The sequence below is a fragment of the Sporosarcina sp. P7 genome (genome assembly GCF_002743425.1).
Classification (GTDB): Bacteria; Bacillota; Bacilli; order Bacillales_A; family Planococcaceae; genus Sporosarcina.
In genome coordinates, this window is sequence record NZ_PDZF01000001.1 from 465,921 (window position 1) to 483,042 (window position 17,122).

19 protein-coding genes are annotated in these 17,122 nt (G+C 41.6%); 2 read left to right on the plus strand and 17 right to left on the minus strand.

Translation table 11 applies throughout. From position 1 onward, the window contains the following. Window positions 1-3: 3 nt before the first annotated feature. From yycF to rpsF, 8 genes are all read right to left on the minus strand, one after another. Window positions 4-714, minus strand: a complete 711-nt coding sequence (gene yycF / locus CSV60_RS02455) for a response regulator YycF (RefSeq protein WP_099630359.1) — start codon at window positions 712-714, stop codon at window positions 4-6. A 278-nt stretch (window positions 715-992) separates the two neighbouring features. Beyond that, window positions 993-2,342, minus strand: coding sequence for a replicative DNA helicase (dnaB, locus tag CSV60_RS02460; protein ID WP_369803139.1), 1,350 nt, complete (start codon window positions 2,340-2,342; stop codon window positions 993-995). A gap of 24 nt (window positions 2,343-2,366) precedes the next feature. Next, window positions 2,367-2,813: a 50S ribosomal protein L9 gene (gene rplI, locus CSV60_RS02465; RefSeq protein WP_099630357.1), complete on the minus strand. Its 447-nt coding sequence runs from the start codon at window positions 2,811-2,813 to the stop codon at window positions 2,367-2,369. Beyond that, complete coding sequence (locus CSV60_RS02470) at window positions 2,813-4,786, minus strand: DHH family phosphoesterase (protein ID WP_099630356.1); 1,974 nt, start codon at window positions 4,784-4,786, stop codon at window positions 2,813-2,815. The genes rplI and CSV60_RS02470 overlap by 1 nt, the downstream gene beginning before the upstream one ends. Window positions 4,787-4,797: 11 nt before the next feature. Next, complete coding sequence (locus CSV60_RS02475; protein ID WP_158232883.1) at window positions 4,798-5,754, minus strand: DUF2232 domain-containing protein; 957 nt, start codon at window positions 5,752-5,754, stop codon at window positions 4,798-4,800. Between the two features lie 234 nt (window positions 5,755-5,988). Further along, window positions 5,989-6,225 (minus strand): 30S ribosomal protein S18, encoded by a 237-nt coding sequence (rpsR, locus tag CSV60_RS02480; RefSeq protein WP_099635880.1) that lies wholly within the window; start codon window positions 6,223-6,225, stop codon window positions 5,989-5,991. Between the two features lie 45 nt (window positions 6,226-6,270). Then, a complete protein-coding gene (gene ssb / locus CSV60_RS02485; RefSeq protein WP_099630353.1) occupies window positions 6,271-6,792 on the minus strand; it encodes a single-stranded DNA-binding protein in 522 nt (173 codons plus the stop codon). A gap of 47 nt (window positions 6,793-6,839) precedes the next feature. Continuing rightward, window positions 6,840-7,127: a 30S ribosomal protein S6 gene (gene rpsF, locus CSV60_RS02490; RefSeq protein ID WP_085132250.1), complete on the minus strand. Its 288-nt coding sequence runs from the start codon at window positions 7,125-7,127 to the stop codon at window positions 6,840-6,842. Between the two features lie 156 nt (window positions 7,128-7,283). On the opposite strand from rpsF, the gene CSV60_RS02495 reads away from it, so the two are divergent. After that, complete coding sequence (locus CSV60_RS02495; RefSeq protein WP_099635881.1) at window positions 7,284-7,826, plus strand: DUF3267 domain-containing protein; 543 nt, start codon at window positions 7,284-7,286, stop codon at window positions 7,824-7,826. A gap of 133 nt (window positions 7,827-7,959) precedes the next feature. On the opposite strand, the gene ychF is transcribed toward CSV60_RS02495, so the two are convergent. The 3 genes from ychF to CSV60_RS02510 all read right to left on the minus strand — a co-directional run bounded on the left by ychF (window position 7,960) and on the right by CSV60_RS02510 (window position 10,271). Beyond that, a complete protein-coding gene (gene ychF, locus CSV60_RS02500) occupies window positions 7,960-9,060 on the minus strand; it encodes a redox-regulated ATPase YchF (protein WP_099632571.1) in 1,101 nt (366 codons plus the stop codon). Between the two features lie 94 nt (window positions 9,061-9,154). Further along, window positions 9,155-9,352 carry a DUF951 domain-containing protein gene (locus CSV60_RS02505; protein WP_099632570.1) on the minus strand — a complete coding sequence of 66 codons (198 nt, stop codon included), beginning with the start codon at window positions 9,350-9,352 and terminating at the stop codon, window positions 9,155-9,157. Continuing rightward, window positions 9,333-10,271: a mechanosensitive ion channel family protein gene (locus CSV60_RS02510; RefSeq protein ID WP_233189516.1), complete on the minus strand. Its 939-nt coding sequence runs from the start codon at window positions 10,269-10,271 to the stop codon at window positions 9,333-9,335. The genes CSV60_RS02505 and CSV60_RS02510 overlap by 20 nt, the downstream gene beginning before the upstream one ends. Window positions 10,272-10,384: 113 nt before the next feature. Here CSV60_RS02510 and yyaC point away from each other — a divergent pair, with 113 nt between their 5' ends. Then, complete coding sequence (yyaC, locus tag CSV60_RS02515; RefSeq protein ID WP_099632569.1) at window positions 10,385-11,026, plus strand: spore protease YyaC; 642 nt, start codon at window positions 10,385-10,387, stop codon at window positions 11,024-11,026. Here the strand turns inward: yyaC and CSV60_RS02520 are convergent. The 6 genes from CSV60_RS02520 to mnmG form a co-directional block, all read right to left on the minus strand. Next, entirely contained in the window at window positions 10,937-11,641 is a 705-nt protein-coding gene (locus tag CSV60_RS02520) for a DUF554 domain-containing protein (RefSeq protein ID WP_099632568.1), read from the minus strand. The two genes, yyaC and CSV60_RS02520, sit on opposite strands and share 90 nt — an antisense overlap. A 71-nt stretch (window positions 11,642-11,712) precedes the next feature. Beyond that, window positions 11,713-12,546 (minus strand): ParB/RepB/Spo0J family partition protein, encoded by an 834-nt coding sequence (locus CSV60_RS02525; RefSeq protein ID WP_099632567.1) that lies wholly within the window; start codon window positions 12,544-12,546, stop codon window positions 11,713-11,715. Next, window positions 12,539-13,300: a ParA family protein gene (locus CSV60_RS02530; protein WP_099632566.1), complete on the minus strand. Its 762-nt coding sequence runs from the start codon at window positions 13,298-13,300 to the stop codon at window positions 12,539-12,541. Before CSV60_RS02530 ends, CSV60_RS02525 begins: the two co-directional genes overlap by 8 nt. A gap of 194 nt (window positions 13,301-13,494) precedes the next feature. After that, the gene (noc, locus tag CSV60_RS02535) at window positions 13,495-14,367 is read right to left on the minus strand and encodes a nucleoid occlusion protein (RefSeq protein ID WP_099635882.1); all 873 of its coding nucleotides are present in this window, start codon (window positions 14,365-14,367) and stop codon (window positions 13,495-13,497) included. 75 nt (window positions 14,368-14,442) lie between these two features. After that, the gene (rsmG, locus tag CSV60_RS02540) at window positions 14,443-15,165 is read right to left on the minus strand and encodes a 16S rRNA (guanine(527)-N(7))-methyltransferase RsmG (RefSeq protein WP_099635883.1); all 723 of its coding nucleotides are present in this window, start codon (window positions 15,163-15,165) and stop codon (window positions 14,443-14,445) included. A gap of 51 nt (window positions 15,166-15,216) precedes the next feature. Beyond that, window positions 15,217-17,106, minus strand: coding sequence for a tRNA uridine-5-carboxymethylaminomethyl(34) synthesis enzyme MnmG (gene mnmG / locus CSV60_RS02545; RefSeq protein WP_099632563.1), 1,890 nt, complete (start codon window positions 17,104-17,106; stop codon window positions 15,217-15,219). Window positions 17,107-17,122 lie beyond the last annotated feature (16 nt).

Consider the following 17,122-nt stretch of genomic DNA (forward strand, 5'->3'; position numbering starts at 1 on the left):
GGCTTACTCCTGTTCCGGGTCACGCAAGTAATAACCTACCCCACGTCTTGTGACGATCCAATTTGGATGGCTCGGTGTATCTTCAATCTTTTCCCGAAGACGTCGAATCGTTACATCAACTGTTCGTACATCGCCGAAATAATCATAACCCCATACCGTTTGTAGTAGATGCTCACGTGTCATCACCTGACCGATATGTTTTGCCAGGTAATACAACAATTCAAATTCACGATGTGTCAGTTCAATTGTCACTCCACGCTTTTGAACGTAGTACGCATCCGGTTGGATGACAAGTTGACCCACCGTAATATCGTTCGTTTCTTCTTCTTGATCTTCCGCTATAGTTCTTGCATGACGACGCAAGTTGGCTTTGACCCGGGCAATTAACTCCCTTGTACCAAAGGGCTTCGTGACATAATCATCTGCGCCTAGTTCAAGCCCTAAGACTTTATCAATTTCTGAGTCTTTTGCTGTCAGCATGATGATCGGGAAATCATGCTTTTTTCGTACTTCCCTACAGACTTCCATGCCATCACGTTTAGGAAGCATAATATCAAGAAGCATAAGGTCCGGCTGAATTTCTTCTACTCGGTTGATCGCATCTTCACCGTCGTATGCGCAAAAGACGTTGAAGCCCTCCTTTTTCAAGTTAAATTCTATGATGTCTGCGATGGGTTTCTCATCGTCTACGATAAATATAGTTTTATTTTGCATGATTTGTTCCTTTCTCGCCCTACTAGGCGATCAAATTTTTTTGCTACGTTTTTGTTCCACGACAAAGTTATACGATATACACTTGTGTGGCACAGCGAACACGTATCTATTTTTTCTATGGTTACAACCTTATTCTACAGCTGAAATATATAATTCCATATCCTCTAACTCTATCACGATTTGTGCAAAATCGCACTTTTTCAGGTAGGGACAGCTTGCTTGAAACGATGAAAAACAGCGCATCCTTTTCTATGGTCATAGAAGAAGGATGCGCTGTTTTATTCGTAAGACGGTGGTGATTCATGCTGGCTCCAATCGATATTGAGGAATTTGTTGTATTCCTTTGCAAATGCCAGCGTCACAGTACCGGTTGGGCCGTTACGTTGTTTGGCAATAATGATTTCGATCATGTTTTGCATTTCAGTTTCTTTGTCATAGTAATCTTCCCGGTAAAGGAAGGAAACGATGTCGGCATCTTGCTCAATACTCCCTGACTCTCGAAGATCGGACATCATAGGGCGCTTGTCTTGGCGTTGTTCAACACCCCGTGAAAGCTGTGATAGTGCAATGACTGGAATTTTCAGTTCACGTGCTAGTCCTTTTAATGAGCGGGAGATCTCAGATACTTCCTGTTGACGGTTGTCACTACCACGACCGCTTCCCATGATTAGTTGCATATAGTCAATCATCACCATGCCGAGACCGTGTTCTTGTTGTAGCCGTCTACATTTTGAACGGATTTCATTGACTCTCAGACCTGGAGTGTCATCAATGAAGATACCTGCATTTGATAATGACCCCATAGCCATTGTCAGCTTGCGCCAATCGTCTGCTTCAAGGGTACCTGTACGCAGTACTTGCGCGTCAATGTTTCCTTCTGCACATAACATACGCATGACCAGCTGTTCAGCACCCATCTCGAGACTGAAGATCGCGACATTTTCTTCTGTCTTCGTTGCCACGTTTTGTGCTACGTTCAACGCAAACGCAGTCTTACCGACAGACGGACGAGCCGCCACGATAATCAAATCATTGCGTTGGAAGCCTGCCGTAATCTTATCCAAATCACGGAAACCGGTTGGAATACCTGTTACGTCCCCTTTACGGGTATGCAATAACTCAATATTGTCATACGTCTCCACTAATACATCTTTGATATGGCGGAAGTCGCCGGCGTTTTTCCGATTGGACACTTCCATCATTTTCTTCTCGGCTTCACCAAGTAAAGCTTCTACTTCATCTTCCCTTGTATAACCGTCTTCTACAATGTCCGTTGCAACGCGGATTAATCTGCGTAGTAATGCTTTTTCATCTACGATATTAGCATAATAGACAATATTTGCAGCAGTCGGAACCGCGTTGGCAAGCTCTGTGATATATGAAATACCTCCAACGTCTTCAAGCTCATTTTTTACTTTAAGCTCTTCGGCGATTGTCACCAAATCGACTGGTTGGCCACGGTCATTTAGTATAAGCATGGTTTCAAAAATCTTTTTATGTGCGATTCGATAGAAATCTTCCGGCAACAATATTTCAGACGCGGTAATCAGTGCTTGTGGTTCTAAAAATATCGCCCCAAGGACCGACTGCTCTGCTTCGTTGTTATGCGGAGGTGTGCGCTCGATCATCTGGTTCAAGCTATTATCTCCTTGTCATTCTTCCGTAACATGCACTTTAAGTGTCGCTGTTACATCAGGGTGTAATTTGATCGGAATATTTGTAAAACCTAGTGCACGAATTGGCTCAGGTAATTCCATTTTGCGGCGGTCTACTTTAATTTTATTTTGCTTTTCTAACGCTTGGGCGATTTGCTTTGATGTGATAGAACCAAATAGACGCCCATCTTCACCAGTTTTCGCCTGTAGCTCTACAGTCAACTTTTCGACTTGCTCTTTTAATTCTTTAGCTTCTGCCAATTCCGCAGCCGCATCTTTCATTTGGCGATCCTTCTGACCTTGCAACTTACTTAAATTACCTGGAGTTGCCTCAACTGCTACATTATTTTTCAATAAAAAGTTTTGTGCATATCCAGTTGAAACCTCTTTCACTTCACCTTTTTTACCTTTTCCTTTAACGTCTTTTAAAAAAATAACTTTCATCATTCATTTCCCCTTTCAACGTATTGATCTAGTACGTCCTTTAACATAGTGATTGCTTCATCCATCGTATCTACGCTTAATTGGCAAGCAGAATTCGTTAAATGACCGCCACCACCCAATTCTTCCATAATGACTTGAACATTCAATTCGCCCAATGAGCGGGCGCTAATACCAATTTTTCCATCATCACGCTTTGCGACGACGAATGAAGCAGAAATGCCCTGCATTGTCAGCAAAATGTCGGCTGTCTGTGCGATTAGTACAGAGCTGTGCACCACTTCCTCTTGCCCTCGCGCAATCGCAATATCGCCATTGCCCACAAATTCCACAGTCTCAATTAGTTTTGATCGTTCAATATATGTCTCAATATCTTCTTTCAATAAACGCTGTACTAGCACGGTATCGGCACCATTCGTCCGCAAGTAGGAAGCGGCTTCAAATGTCCGAGAACCTGTCCTAAGTGTAAAGCTTTTCGTATCAACAACAATACCCGCCAGCATCACTGTCGATTCCAACATCGTCAACTTTTCGTTCTTTGGCTGATACTCCAGCAATTCCGTTACAAGTTCCGCTGTCGAAGATGCATATGGTTCCATATAAACGAGCACAGTGTTATTGATAAACTCTTCTCCACGTCGATGATGGTCGATTAATACAACCTTCTGTGCCTTGTCCAGTACGCGCTCATCAATAACCATACTTGGCCTATGCGTATCAACGATAACGACCAACGAACGCTCCGTCATCAATTCCAATGCCTCTTCAGGCATCAACATGTGATCATATAATTCTTCGTCTTGCTGCACTTCATCCATCAAACGGCTGACACTAGCATCAAGCTGGTCGAAATTAACGACGACATAGCCTTCGACACCGTTCATTTTTGCCATCTTGCGTACACCAATCGACGCACCAATCGCATCCATGTCAGGCATTTTGTGACCCATGACGAACACGCGGTCACTATCTTGGATTAAATCACGTAGTGCATGTGAAATAACTCTTGCACGCACCCGCGTACGCTTTTCAACAGGGTTTGTCTTACCGCCATAGAATTTAAGTTTCCCATCATGGTGTTTAATAGCTACTTGGTCACCGCCACGTCCGAGAACTAAATCTAAACTCGACTGTGCCAGTTCACCAAGTTCTGTAAGCGACGTAGTACCTGTCCCTACCCCAATACTCAATGTAAGAGATACGCTGTGTTTAGACGTGTTCTCACGAATCGTATCGAGCAATGAAAACTTCGTCTTCTCCAATAATTCTAAAGTACCTTCATTGAAAACAGCCAAGAAGCGCTCAGAAGAAATTCGTTTTACGAAGATCCCATATTCATCTGCCCATTGATTGACCAATGAAGTAACGAGGGAGTTCATCTGGCTTCGTGTCTGGTCGTCCATCGTCTGAGACAATTCATCATAGTTATCAACCAACAAAATCCCAATCGTTGTTCGATCAGCATAGTAAAGGGATTGCATCTTCATACGTTCTGTTACGTCAAATAGATAGATCAGTTTCTCTTCTGGTTTGTAATAGACACGGTAAGAGCGATCATTTAATACAATGACATCTTGCTCACTGTCTTCTCTGATCACCTGACGGAATGCTTCATTCATTTCGTAAAGCTGTGACCCAACCCAAGTCTTGTCAGGATAAATGGAGTTAATAAATGGATTGACCCATTCGATTAATTGCTTATCATTCAGCAAAATAATACCGATTGGTAATTCCAGCAACGCTTCTTCTCCTACCCTTTTCATTCGATAGGACAAGGTTTCAATATATTTCTCAGTTTCCAGGTAATTATCATTCTCTACTTTCCAAGCGATGCCTAGTGCGAGTGCATAAGCGATGGCAAAAAATAGTCCAACCCAAAAATTCAATAGCATTAGTAGTACGGAACCTACCGCACCGAGTAGAGACAAGAATGCTAATGGAATTCGTATCCCGCGTTTTTTATAAATTAAATTCACTATCTCATCTCCTACGCTCTCTTGTCTTTATCTATCCATGTACGAATGTTAATGGCGATATCCAAAACACCCAACATTACGGTGAAGGGACTGAGGAACATGGCGAATAATGTAGCTAGCACATTGACGATCATTGGAAGCTTCATCTTGCGCAATGCATAGTAAATTAACGCCAAACCTTGTAAGAAGAATAAGAATCTAAAGATGAGAATGGCATTTGCCTCCAGTAGATAAAATGTCGTTCCTTGTTCCGGCTGCGACAAAACGGAAATCAACAGCAGTGCTAGATAAACCAATAACGTTGCAAGTGGAAGGCGCATAGTAAGGAAAGAAGCAAATTTAGGAACTTCAAAACGCAAACGTGTTGCAACCGCCAAAATTGGCATAACGAACAGATAAGCTGTTACAAAAACAGATAAGATGAACAATGAGGGCACAATAGTTTGATAATACGTGAATGCCTCTGCCACGGTTCTTTCTATATCTCTAGTTGAATTTCCCATTCCCGACATGATCACAAGCGCTTCTTGCTGAATAGTTGAAAATTGTTGCATCAGCTGTTCAATCGGATTAATTTTCATGAACCACACAGTACCAAGATACAATAGGCTCAATGAAATGAGCAATGTGACACCTGTTGCCATATATACGTAAAGTTTCGTCTTGCCCGTCCGCACGGTATCACCGATAACGAATCCAACAGCACTTAATACAACTGCTGCTGGAATGGAAAGCAAACCGCCAATCAATAATGTGATAAGCCATGTACACATCGCCATCATCAGTGTAGATGTCCGGCCATAACGTAAACGATAAATCGTAATGGGCAATGGAACGAGCAATATTGTCAATAAGCCGAGTAATGGTACGTATAAAGTCATTGCCAGTAATATGGCAAAGAGTGCTACCATCATCGCACCGTACGTAATTCTACTTGCTTGATCTTGCATATCTACGCCCCAATTCATTCTTTGCTTCTTTTGCCGCCTGTCAATAATAAGAGGACAAAGTGTTACATTCCTAAATTCATATAAAGTGACAATCATCCTTCTAATTGTATCATGATTCGATGTGAAATCAAAAGTACAGGCAGTTGCAGTTTCCAGTAAAATGGATGCATAAAGCACTTTGGGATATAAGACTTTCGTGATAAATAAAAAACCGCCACTGACTGAATAACTCAGTCAGTGGCGGTTTATATATTACCGCTCTTCAGATACAAACGGAAGTAGTGCCATGATGCGTGCACGTTTAATTGCAATCGTCAATTTACGTTGGTATTTAGCGCTTGTACCAGTAACTCGACGAGGCAACATCTTTCCGCGCTCAGAGATAAACTTCTTCAACAAATCTACATCTTTATAGTCGATGTGCGTAATGTGGTTAGAAGTAAAATAGCAAACCTTACGGCGTTTGCGACCTCCACGACGTGGTGCCATAATTGTTGTCCTCCTTCCTATTTACGTATCAAGTGAACCGTTCTATCAGAATGGCAAGTCGTCATCTGTTACTTCAATCGGACCGCCGCCTGGTTGGAATGGATCATTATCGACACGTGTCATATTTTGCTGATTCGGTTGGTAGGATTGCTGGTTATTGTATCCTTGTCCCTGGTCTTGAGAGGGTGCGTTATAAGAAGGCGCTCCCCCACCATAAGATGGCGTTTGCTGACGTTCTGTATTGGCTCCTCTTGGTTCCAGGAATTGAGTACTATCCGCAACAACTTCTGTCGTGTAAACACGCTTACCGTCTTGACCTTCGAAGCTGCCCGTCTGTATACGACCATCTACTCCGGCTAGACTTCCTTTTCGTAAGTAATTCGCGATATTCTCAGCCTGTTTACGCCAAGCTACACATGTGATGAAATCTGCTTCCCGTTCTCCTTGGGCATTAGCGAACGCACGGTTCACTGCCAATGTAAAACGTGTTACAGCAATTCCAGTCTGTGTGTATTTCAGCTCAGGATCTTTTGTTAATCGGCCAACTAAAACGACACGGTTTATCATTCAGAATCAAACCTCCCTCATCATAAATTTTTAAACTTTATATCAGATTACGCATCTACACGAATTGTCATATGACGAATGATACCTTCGTTGATGTTCGCTAGACGTGTAAATTCATCGATTGCTTCTGCACCAGCGTTAGCAGTTACTAATTGGTAGTAACCTTCACGTAAGTCGTCGATTTCGTAAGCAAGACGACGCTTGCCCCACTCTTTCGACTCGATGATTTCCGCTCCGTTTGAAGTTAGAACAGTATCAAAGCGTTCAATCAACGCTTTTTTCGCATCCTCTTCAAGAGTTGGGCGCATAATGTACATAATTTCGTACTTTCTCATCAATAGTCACCTCCTTATGGACTTGGGCCCTACTTTTACAAGTGGGCAAGGAGTAAGTAAATTTAATATTACTCACATCAGTACATGTTACCACATTGCAATTGGAATATCAACCACCAATATACTATACTAAATGAATATAAGGAGTGATCTCGCATGGAAGAACAACAGCCTGTCATTGTCGAGCTTGATTTACAGAAAATAGCGAAGCAAAGTCTTTGGCTCACTCTCCTACCGCTCATAGCACTTTTAATAATCCGTGGTCTGTTACAAGGTGGACTATCTCTGTCTTTTTCAGTGTGGTATTTTGTCTATGCTTTGGCCGGATATATTTTATTGATCGTTATACATGAGTTTTTTCATTTGCTCGGTTTCCGCATTTTTTGTAATGTGCCTTGGAAGAACATGGCGTATGGCGTCAATTTGAAGATGGGGGTTGCGTATGCTACCGCAGATCAGTTAATGGACAACAAAGGCATTCGCAAAGCGTTGTTACTGCCCTTTTGGATGACGGGTGTGTTGCCTGCCATTAGTGCATTGTATTTCAATGACGGTGTGCTGTTGCTGTTAGGCGCGATGCTAATTGGCGGAGCAGCTGGAGATTTCGCGATGTACAAGGAATTGAAGAAGTTTCCAGATGATGCAATGGTGAGGGATGATCCAGAGCTACCAAAGTTGTATGTGTACCCTGTTGAATGAAATAAGGAGGCTGGAGTTGCCATCTCCTCGTATCCCCTACTTAACTTTCCACTGAGGGTCTAAGTCGTTCTTGAACTCAACCAACTTCAAATCAAAAAAGGCTGATTCTCACATGGAGAATCAGCCTTTTGTATTATACGTTGAAACGGAACAACATGACGTCTCCGTCTTTAACGACATATTCTTTACCTTCCAAACGAACCTTGCCAGCCTCTTTTGCTGCTGTCATGGAACCATGCTCGACTAAGTCGTCGTATGCTACTGTTTCTGCACGGATAAATCCACGTTCGAAGTCGGTATGAATTACTCCAGCACATTGTGGTGCTTTCATGCCCTTGCGGAATGTCCATGCACGAACTTCTTGCACACCCGCTGTGAAGTACGTAGCAAATCCAAGTAAATTGTAAGTTGCTTTAATCAACTGATCAAGACCGGATTCTTTGATGCCTAGCTCTTCAAGGAACATTTCCTTCTCATCATCTTCAAGCTCAGCCATCTCTTCTTCGATCTTCGCACAAACTACGATTACTTCCGCATTGTCCTTCTCTGCAAAGTCACGAACCTGTTGTACGTAGGGATTATTGTCTGCATCTGCAATTTCATCTTCTGAAACGTTCGCTACATATAACATTGGTTTAATCGTTAATAGATGCATACCTTTAACGACTTGTAGCTCATCATCCGTCAAATCAACTGAACGAGCTGCCATTGAATTTTCAAATGCATCACGTAACTTCAGTAAAATTGGCTCTTCGACCATTGCCTCTTTGTCTTTTTGTTTCGCCATCTTGGAAACACGCGCTAAACGCTTATCTACACTTTCCATATCTGCCAAGATCAATTCCAAGTTAATGACTTCGATATCATCAATTGGATTTACTTTCCCTGACACGTGTGTAATGTTTTCATCTACAAAACAACGGACTACCTGACAAATCGCATCTACTTCTCGAATATGTGAAAGGAACTTGTTACCAAGACCTTCGCCTTTACTTGCACCTTCTACAATTCCCGCAATATCAGTAAATTCGAATGCAGTTGGAACTGTCTTTTTCGGTGTGACGAGCTCAGTCAATTTGTCCAAACGCTCATCTGGCACCTCAACTATTCCTACGTTTGGGTCAATCGTACAGAACGGATAGTTCGCCGCCTCTGCTCCTGCTTTTGTTATTGCATTAAATAAAGTTGATTTTCCCACGTTCGGAAGACCTACAATCCCAGCCGTTAACGCCATTATTCCCACACCTTTCTTATCTATCCAAAGCTTACATTATTCGTTAGTCAACCACTTCATTATAAGGACAATACGCTAAATTGTCCATGTGTTCTCAAGACTCGTTCTTCAGTAGAATCTTTTTCATCTTCTTAGCAAACTCATTACGCGGAATCATAACGCTGTGTCCACAGCCTTCACATTTAATGCGAATATCCGCGCCCATTCGGATGATTTTCCAAGCATTTGTTCCACACGGGTGCTGTTTCTTCATCTCTACCACATCATGTAAGTTAAATTCTTTGGTCGCCATTGTGTGAATCTCCTTCCCTCTGTTCTTCACGTATCACCATTCGTGGATAAGGCATTTCAATTCCATTCAAATCCATAAATTTCTTTAAGTCCTGTCGAAGTTTACGACCTACTCCAAAATTAGCAACTGGCTCTGTTTCTGCGGCAATACGTAACAAGATTCTTGAGGGTTCCATACTTTGTACGCCTAACACCTCTGGTACTCCGATAACTTCTGAATAACGTTCTTTTGGTAACTTTTTAAGGAATTCTTTGATTAATTCTTCTGCATGATCAATATCCGTTTCATAAGATAACGCCAGATCAAGTAAGACCATTGAATTCGTGACAGAGTAATTAATGACTTCGCCTATTTGACCGTTAGGTACTGTATATAATTCACCGCCGTACAATGCAATCTTCGTTGTGCGAAGCCCGATTTCCATGACGGTTCCTTCACCTGAATTAATACGCACATAATCTCCTACTCCAAATTGATCTTCAAAAATGATGAAGAATCCAGATATGACATCCTTTACTAAACTCTGGGCTCCAAAACCGACGGCAAGACCTAGCACACCCGCACCCGCAAGAAGGCCTTTTACGTCTATTTTAAATTCCGTCAAAACGGCCAATATAGCAGAAAAATAGACAATGTATTTCAATGCATTTTCCAACAGTTTAATCATAGTTTTCTCACGTCGCTCTGTCTTACGCATAGGACTTTTTAGCTTAATGGCGAAAAATCGACGAATTAATACTTGTCCAACTTTTACCACGATACTTGCTACGACAATAATTAAAAAAATGCGAATAGCAAAGAATCCAGTGCCGAGCCAGAAATCTGCGTCAAATAAAGTTCCTTTTACCTGTCGAACTGCTTCGTCTAAAACTTCCAGGTTTTCTTTCACTTCTTCTTGTGTAGTAGAAGTTGATGCCATTGAAAGAAATCCTCCTTTCGTATAAACCCTTACCCCTGAGGATATACTGCACAGCAATACCTGCGCAGAATACATTTCAGCGTAAATACAACACAAAGGATAGGTGTCGCCCTATGTATACAGCTGAACCCTCTTCTTATCATTACCGTCTTTCTAGTAAAGAAACCGGTGTCGTGTGGAAATTAAGTTCTTATTTCATGCAACATATCCCTTTTAAACAACAACCCATCATTTTTTATTGTATCGGAACTGATCGTTCCACTGGCGACTCTCTCGGTCCTTTGACAGGCTCCTACTTATCAGAGCTAAGCCTATTCCCATATACAGTAGTTGGCACGTTACAAGAGCCATTGCACGCCCTTAATCTACAACAACGCATTGAGCTCACAAAGTCATTATACCCCGATGCTTTTGTAGTAGCGATCGATGCCTGCCTAAGTAAGAAGGACGCGGTTGGAGACCTATTGTTTCATAGCGGTCCTATTGCACCAGGGAAAGCCGTGGGTAAAGAACTTCCCTTAGTGGGTGATGTGTCAGTTAAAGGAATTGTCAATGTTAGTGGTTTCATGGAGCAAGCCGTTTTACAAAGTACTCGTCTTCATCTGCCATTTGAAATGAGTCGTATGATTGGTCGAGCCTTACAATTAGCACATCATCGGCAGCCGTCAAAAAGCATATACAATCGTTACGATGACCGCAACTACCGCAATACCTGGGATAAAATTAGCTACTCGGATTTTAGTCAAGCCGATTAGATTTAATCCGATTGCTGCAATCATCAAGCCACCTGTAGCTGTCATTTCAGAAATGAATAACTGCATTAATTCATCTGGGACAAATCGACTGAGGATGGTAGCAAGAAAGGTTATACTTCCTTGGTAAATCAATAGAGGGACGGTAGCAAACGCTACACCAATACCTAATGTAGAACTAAAGATGATGGAAGTGAATCCGTCTAATATGCCTTTCATGATTAAAACGTTGTGATCATTACGGAGACCACTATCAATAGCTCCAATGATTGCCATGGAACCTACACAAAAAAACAACGTAGCCGTAACGAATCCTTGTGCAATTCCCTGTCCTTCCCTTTTAGCCGGTAACTTTCCTTCAATCCATCGTCCCAATTGATTAACTTTTTGATCGAGATCAATCCATTCACCGAGGATTGCGCCGATCACAATACTAAGAATGACAATGACAATTTGTGTCGTTTCAAATGACATTTGTAAACCAATTGCCACTACGGCCATTCCTATTCCGTACATGATGGTTTCTTTCATACGTTCCGGTATTCCGTATAAAAACCTACCGATTAATGTACCGATAATAATCGTAAATACATTAAATAGCGAACCAAACAATATCATATAGTCACGTCCAAGTTCTTTTCAAGAATAAAACCTATTTTGCAATGAAAGCAAAATAGGTTTGTGTGTCATCACTCGGCGTTCAATAATTCAAGAATACGTTCAAAGTCTTCATCCGAGTGAAACTCGATTTCAATTTTACCTTTTTTCTTCGTTTTCTTGATCGTTACATTTGTACCGAATTGTTCACGCAATGTGTTTTCCTGTGCTTCAATAAATATATCTTTTTTCTTTTCTTTCTTAGTTTCACGTGGAACATCTTCATTTAATTGTTGAACCAATTTTTCCAATTGACGGACATTCAACCCTTCCGTCTTGGTTTTTTCGGCAATAGCTAAGATTTGCTCCTTTTTACGCAACCCGAGAAGTGTACGACCATGTCCCATTGAAAGTATTCCGTGGGAAATGTCTTTCAAAACTTTCTCTGGTAACGCGAGTAAACGAATGTGGTTGGCAATGTGCGGTCTACTCTTGCCAAGTCTAAAGGCTAGTTGCTCTTGTGTTAGCTTCAGACTTTCCATTAAACTTTGGTATGCTTCCGCTACTTCAATTGGAGATAAGTCTTCACGCTGCAAGTTTTCAAGAATGGCCATTTCCATAGACTGTTCATCTGTTAGATCTCGTACGACTGCCGGAATCTCTTTTTTTCCTGCCAGTTCAGAAGCACGGAATCTTCTTTCCCCTACAACAATTTCATACTGCGTCCCTACACTTCGCACGATGATTGGTTGTAGTACACCGTGTTCCTTAATTGACTCACTTAATTCATTCAACGCCACTTCATTGAATTCTTTACGTGGCTGATATGGATTGACTTTAATGCTCTTTAGACGTAAAAGCTCTACTTTTTCCAATGTCTCACGAGGAAATAATGCATTAAGACCCTTACCTAGACCTTTACTCATTCTCCACCACTTCCTTTGCCAGCTCTGAATAAACTTCCGCACCTTTGGATCGTGGATCATATAATATAATCGGCTTACCATGACTTGGCGCTTCACTTAACCGAACGTTACGGGGAATGATTGTTGTATACACTTTGTCTTGGAAGTATTTCTTTACTTCCTCAATAACTTGTATGCCTAAATTGGTCCGGGCATCAAACATCGTCAATAGTACCCCGTCAATATAAAGTGCTTCATTTAGATGTTTTTGAACCAGGCGGATCGTACTAAGCAGTTGACTAAGTCCTTCGAGCGCATAGTATTCACACTGTACAGGAATTATGATTGAATCCGAAGCCGTCAATGCGTTCAACGTTAAAAGGCCAAGAGATGGAGGACAGTCAATAATGACATAGTCGTAGTCATCTTTAATGTCTTGAATTGCGTGTTTCATACGAACCTCACGTGATATCGTAGAGACTAGCTCAATTTCAGCTCCCGCAAGTGAAATGGTAGCAGGTACAATTTCAAGATTTTCAATTTCCGTTGGTAGAATAACTTCACGTACTGGCACATCATCAATTAACATATTATAAATACAGTCCTGTACATCACCTTTATTCACACCGACCCCGCTCGTCGCATTTCCTTGTGGATCGGAATCAATTAAGAGCACTTTTTTGCCTAAATGGGCAAGGCATGCACTTAAGTTTACAGAAGTCGTCGTTTTTCCGACTCCGCCTTTTTGATTTGCTATAGCAATAATCTTACCCACTCTTGCACCTGCTTTCTTTCCTATTTCGTTTGTCTTACTAGTATACCAAAGTTTTACTCGTGGTTACCTATGTTTGAAATTCCTGACAAAGAATATGTTCTATGTGGTCTATTTCAGTTTATCATCTTCACTGGATGAACTCTATTGATATATAAGAAAACTCTTGCTAGTTAGTCAGCAAGAGTTTCCATTCGTCACTTTTTACATATTTTCACCGTAATCGTGTAGTATTCTTCAGAATCCACTTCCTCGGCGGCTACTTCAATCCCGCTCTTGGATATCAGTGCAAGAGATTCTCGCAAGGTGTTCACTGCAATACGAATATCCCTACTCACAGCTTTTTGTCGAGGCCCACGTCTTCTCGCAGGCTGCACTTTCTCAACCGATTCCGTTGGAAATAATATTTCTTTAATCCTAGCTTCCAAATCCTTAACATTATATTGATTTATTTTAATTTCTTCCAGCACTTCCATCTGAAGAGTGGGTTCTTTTAACGGTAATAATGCACGTGCATGACGTTCAGATATCTTTTTTTGTAAAATTGCTGTTTGAACAGGTTCAGGTAACTTCAACAAACGCATCTTATTTGCAATTGTAGACTGTCCTTTACCAAGACGTTGCGCCAATGCTTCTTGTGTTAATTCATGTAACTCTAGCAAACGTTCATAGGCATGCGCTTCTTCAATTGCCGTTAGTTCTTCACGTTGCAAGTTCTCAATTAATGCAATCGAGGCTGTTTCTTTATCATCTAAGTCACGCACAATTGCCGGTACTTCCGTCCAACCAAGCTTACGCATTGCCCGAAATCTTCGTTCCCCTGCGATGATTTCGTATGATCCATCTTCTTTTGTTCGAATAACAATGGGTTGAATAACGCCATGTGTATGAATGGTTCTAGCAAGTTCTTCAATTTTTTCTTCATTAAAAATTGCCCGCGGCTGGTATTGATTCGGTGTAATTAAATCAATTGCAATTTGTGCTACCTTCTCCAGATGATGAACTTTTACTTCTTCTATTGTAGTCATCTTTTCTCCCCCACCAAAAAAACGCGAAAAAGTACTTTTCAACCTCTACACCACCTTTTCGAAACTATTCCCTTTTACTCTTCTATAAAATTGTTTCACGTGAAACATTTCCCACAGTTAGTTTGCTGTAATCGGTGTTTTATTAGGCACGCCTGGTTTTCTAGGATATTTCTTAGGTGTCTGCTTTTTCTTTTCAAATACAAAGATATGACGTTCACTATCCTCTTCCGGTAATAGAAATTCATGTTCATTCTGTAAAACTGCCCCAAGTAATTTTACAGCTCGAGTAGCATCTTTCATTTCTTCAGATGCGGCTGCACCTTTCATAGAAACAAAAAGTCCTCCTTGTTTGACGAGCGGAATACAAAGTTCTGATAATACCGATAACCGTGCTACTGCGCGTGCAGTCACCACATCAAACTGTTCACGGTACTTTGGGTTACGACCAAATTCTTCTGCTCTTGCATGGACGAATGCCACATTTTCAAGCTTTAACTCCCCCGCCAAGTGATTTAAAAATGTAATACGTTTATTCAATGAATCTACAATCGTCACGTGTAAGTGTGGATAGATAATCTTCAACGGGATACTTGGAAACCCCGCGCCGGCACCTACGTCGCAAACAGATTCATATTTTATGAAGTCCACGTAAAATGCACTTGTAATGGAATCATAGAAATGCTTTAGATATACGGAAGGTGCATCCGTAATTGCCGTCAAGTTCATTTTTTCATTCCACTCAACCAGTACTTCAAAATAGCGTTTGAATTGTTGCTTCTGTGCATCCGACAACAGAAAGCCTTTCTCTTGCAGAGCCTCGTAAAATTGTTCTTCTGTCATGTTCTCATTCCTTTTCAAAAAGACTGACGCTACAAAGCGCCAGTCAAAGACTCAACCGGATACTTTCGCAATTTTTCCTTGTTCAATATAGACAAGCAAGATGGAGATATCTGCTGGATTGACACCCGAAATACGTGATGCCTGCGCAATCGACAATGGCTGTACCTCTTTAAGGTTTGCCTTTGCTTCTTTCGCAATGCCTGAAATTGCATCATAATCAATGTTCTCTGGAATCCGTTTATTCTCCATCTTTTTCATCCTTGCTACTTGCTGCATGGACTTTTCGATGTATCCTTCATACTTAATGAAAATTTCCACTTGTTCCGCCACTTCTTCGTTAATTTTTTCAAGAGGTGGGACTACTTTACACAATTCGCTATACCTCATTTCCGGCCGCTTCAGTAAATCAGCCGCTTTCATAGGTTCACGAAGTGCCGTTCCATTGACTTCAGCAATAATTTCTTGGATTTCTTCGGTTGGTTTCACAGTTACCTTGCGTAAATGATTAATTTCCGCTTCGATTTGTGCTTTCTTTGCCAAAAATTTCGTGTGGCGCTCTTCACTAATCATTCCATTTTGGTAACCAATTTCCGTCAGACGCATATCGGCATTATCATGACGAAGCAAGAGGCGATATTCCGCTCGTGACGTCAGAAGACGATACGGTTCACTCGTACCTTTAGTGACCAAGTCATCAATTAGTACGCCAATATACGCATCACTACGTCCAAGAACGACTTCTTCCTTGCCAAGTACGTTGCACGCTGCATTAATTCCGGCCATCAATCCTTGTGCCGCGGCTTCTTCATATCCCGAAGTTCCGTTAATTTGGCCAGCCGTGTACAAATTCTTAATTTTTTTCGTTTCCAACGTTGGCCATAGTTGTGTCGCAATTATAGAATCGTACTCAATTGCATAACCAGCACGCATCATTTCAGCCTTCTCAAGTCCCGGTACGCTCGCAATTAGGCGATGCTGTATATGCTCTGGAAGACTTGTCGACAATCCCTGCACATATACTTCTCTTGTATTACGACCTTCAGGCTCTAGAAAAATCTGGTGACGCGACTTGTCCGCAAAACGTACAATTTTATCTTCAATAGACGGACAGTAACTTGGTCCTTTTCCTTTAATCATACCCGAATACATCGGAGATAAATGAAGATTTTCATTGATGATTTCATGTGTTTCCGGAGTGGTATACGTTAACCAACACGGTAGTTGATCCATAATGTATTCCGTTGTTTCATAACTGAACGAACGCGGCACGTCGTCTCCCGGCTGAATCTCTGTCTTGCTGTAATCAATTGTATTGCTGTTGATACGTGGAGGGGTTCCTGTTTTAAATCGAACCGTCTGTAGACCAAGTTCCTGCAGATGTTCCGCCAGTTTGATGGATGGCATTTGATTATTCGGCCCACTAGAGTATTTTAGATCTCCAATGATAACCTCACCGCGTAAAAATGTACCTGTTGTAATAATGACAGTCTTTGCACGGAAAATTGCACCGATCTGTGTCACTACGCCTTTTATTTCATCTTCTTCGACGATTAACTGCTCGACAACCGCTTGACGAATTGTCAAATTCGGTTCCTCTTCCAGTATCCGCTTCATTTCTTGTTGATATAGTACTTTATCCGCTTGTGCACGCAAAGCACGCACTGCCGGGCCTTTCCCTGTGTTCAATAAACGCATTTGAATATGCGTTTTATCTATGACCTTTGCCATCAAGCCGCCAAGTGCATCTATTTCACGCACTACGATACCTTTTGCAGGCCCTCCTAATGAAGGATTACATGGCATGAAAGCAATCATGTCTAAATTCATTGTTAAAACTAATGTCGATGCGCCCATCTTGGCTGATGCGTAGGCTGCTTCTGCGCCTGCGTGTCCAGCTCCAATGACGATACAATCGAACGTGCCTGCTTCAAATTGTGGCATGTTCGTTCATCCTTCC

Bases quoted from the DNA above. Each gene is read 5' to 3' on its own strand.
- yycF (WP_099630359.1), bottom strand. From the start codon at position 714: ATGCAAAATAAAACTATATTTATCGTAGACGATGAGAAACCCATCGCA.
- dnaB (WP_369803139.1), bottom strand. From the start codon at position 2,342: ATGATCGAGCGCACACCTCCGCATAACAACGAAGCAGAGCAGTCGGTC.
- rplI (WP_099630357.1), bottom strand. From the start codon at position 2,813: ATGAAAGTTATTTTTTTAAAAGACGTTAAAGGAAAAGGTAAAAAAGGT.
- CSV60_RS02475 (WP_158232883.1), bottom strand. From the start codon at position 5,754: ATGAATTGGGGCGTAGATATGCAAGATCAAGCAAGTAGAATTACGTAC.
- rpsR (WP_099635880.1), bottom strand. From the start codon at position 6,225: ATGGCACCACGTCGTGGAGGTCGCAAACGCCGTAAGGTTTGCTATTTT.
- ssb (WP_099630353.1), bottom strand. From the start codon at position 6,792: ATGATAAACCGTGTCGTTTTAGTTGGCCGATTAACAAAAGATCCTGAG.
- rpsF (WP_085132250.1), bottom strand. From the start codon at position 7,127: ATGAGAAAGTACGAAATTATGTACATTATGCGCCCAACTCTTGAAGAG.
- CSV60_RS02495 (WP_099635881.1), top strand. From the start codon at position 7,284: ATGGAAGAACAACAGCCTGTCATTGTCGAGCTTGATTTACAGAAAATA.
- ychF (WP_099632571.1), bottom strand. From the start codon at position 9,060: ATGGCGTTAACGGCTGGGATTGTAGGTCTTCCGAACGTGGGAAAATCA.
- CSV60_RS02505 (WP_099632570.1), bottom strand. From the start codon at position 9,352: ATGGCGACCAAAGAATTTAACTTACATGATGTGGTAGAGATGAAGAAA.
- CSV60_RS02510 (WP_233189516.1), bottom strand. From the start codon at position 10,271: ATGGCATCAACTTCTACTACACAAGAAGAAGTGAAAGAAAACCTGGAA.
- yyaC (WP_099632569.1), top strand. From the start codon at position 10,385: ATGTATACAGCTGAACCCTCTTCTTATCATTACCGTCTTTCTAGTAAA.
- CSV60_RS02520 (WP_099632568.1), bottom strand. From the start codon at position 11,641: ATGATATTGTTTGGTTCGCTATTTAATGTATTTACGATTATTATCGGT.
- CSV60_RS02525 (WP_099632567.1), bottom strand. From the start codon at position 12,546: ATGAGTAAAGGTCTAGGTAAGGGTCTTAATGCATTATTTCCTCGTGAG.
- rsmG (WP_099635883.1), bottom strand. From the start codon at position 15,165: ATGACAGAAGAACAATTTTACGAGGCTCTGCAAGAGAAAGGCTTTCTG.
- mnmG (WP_099632563.1), bottom strand. From the start codon at position 17,106: ATGCCACAATTTGAAGCAGGCACGTTCGATTGTATCGTCATTGGAGCT.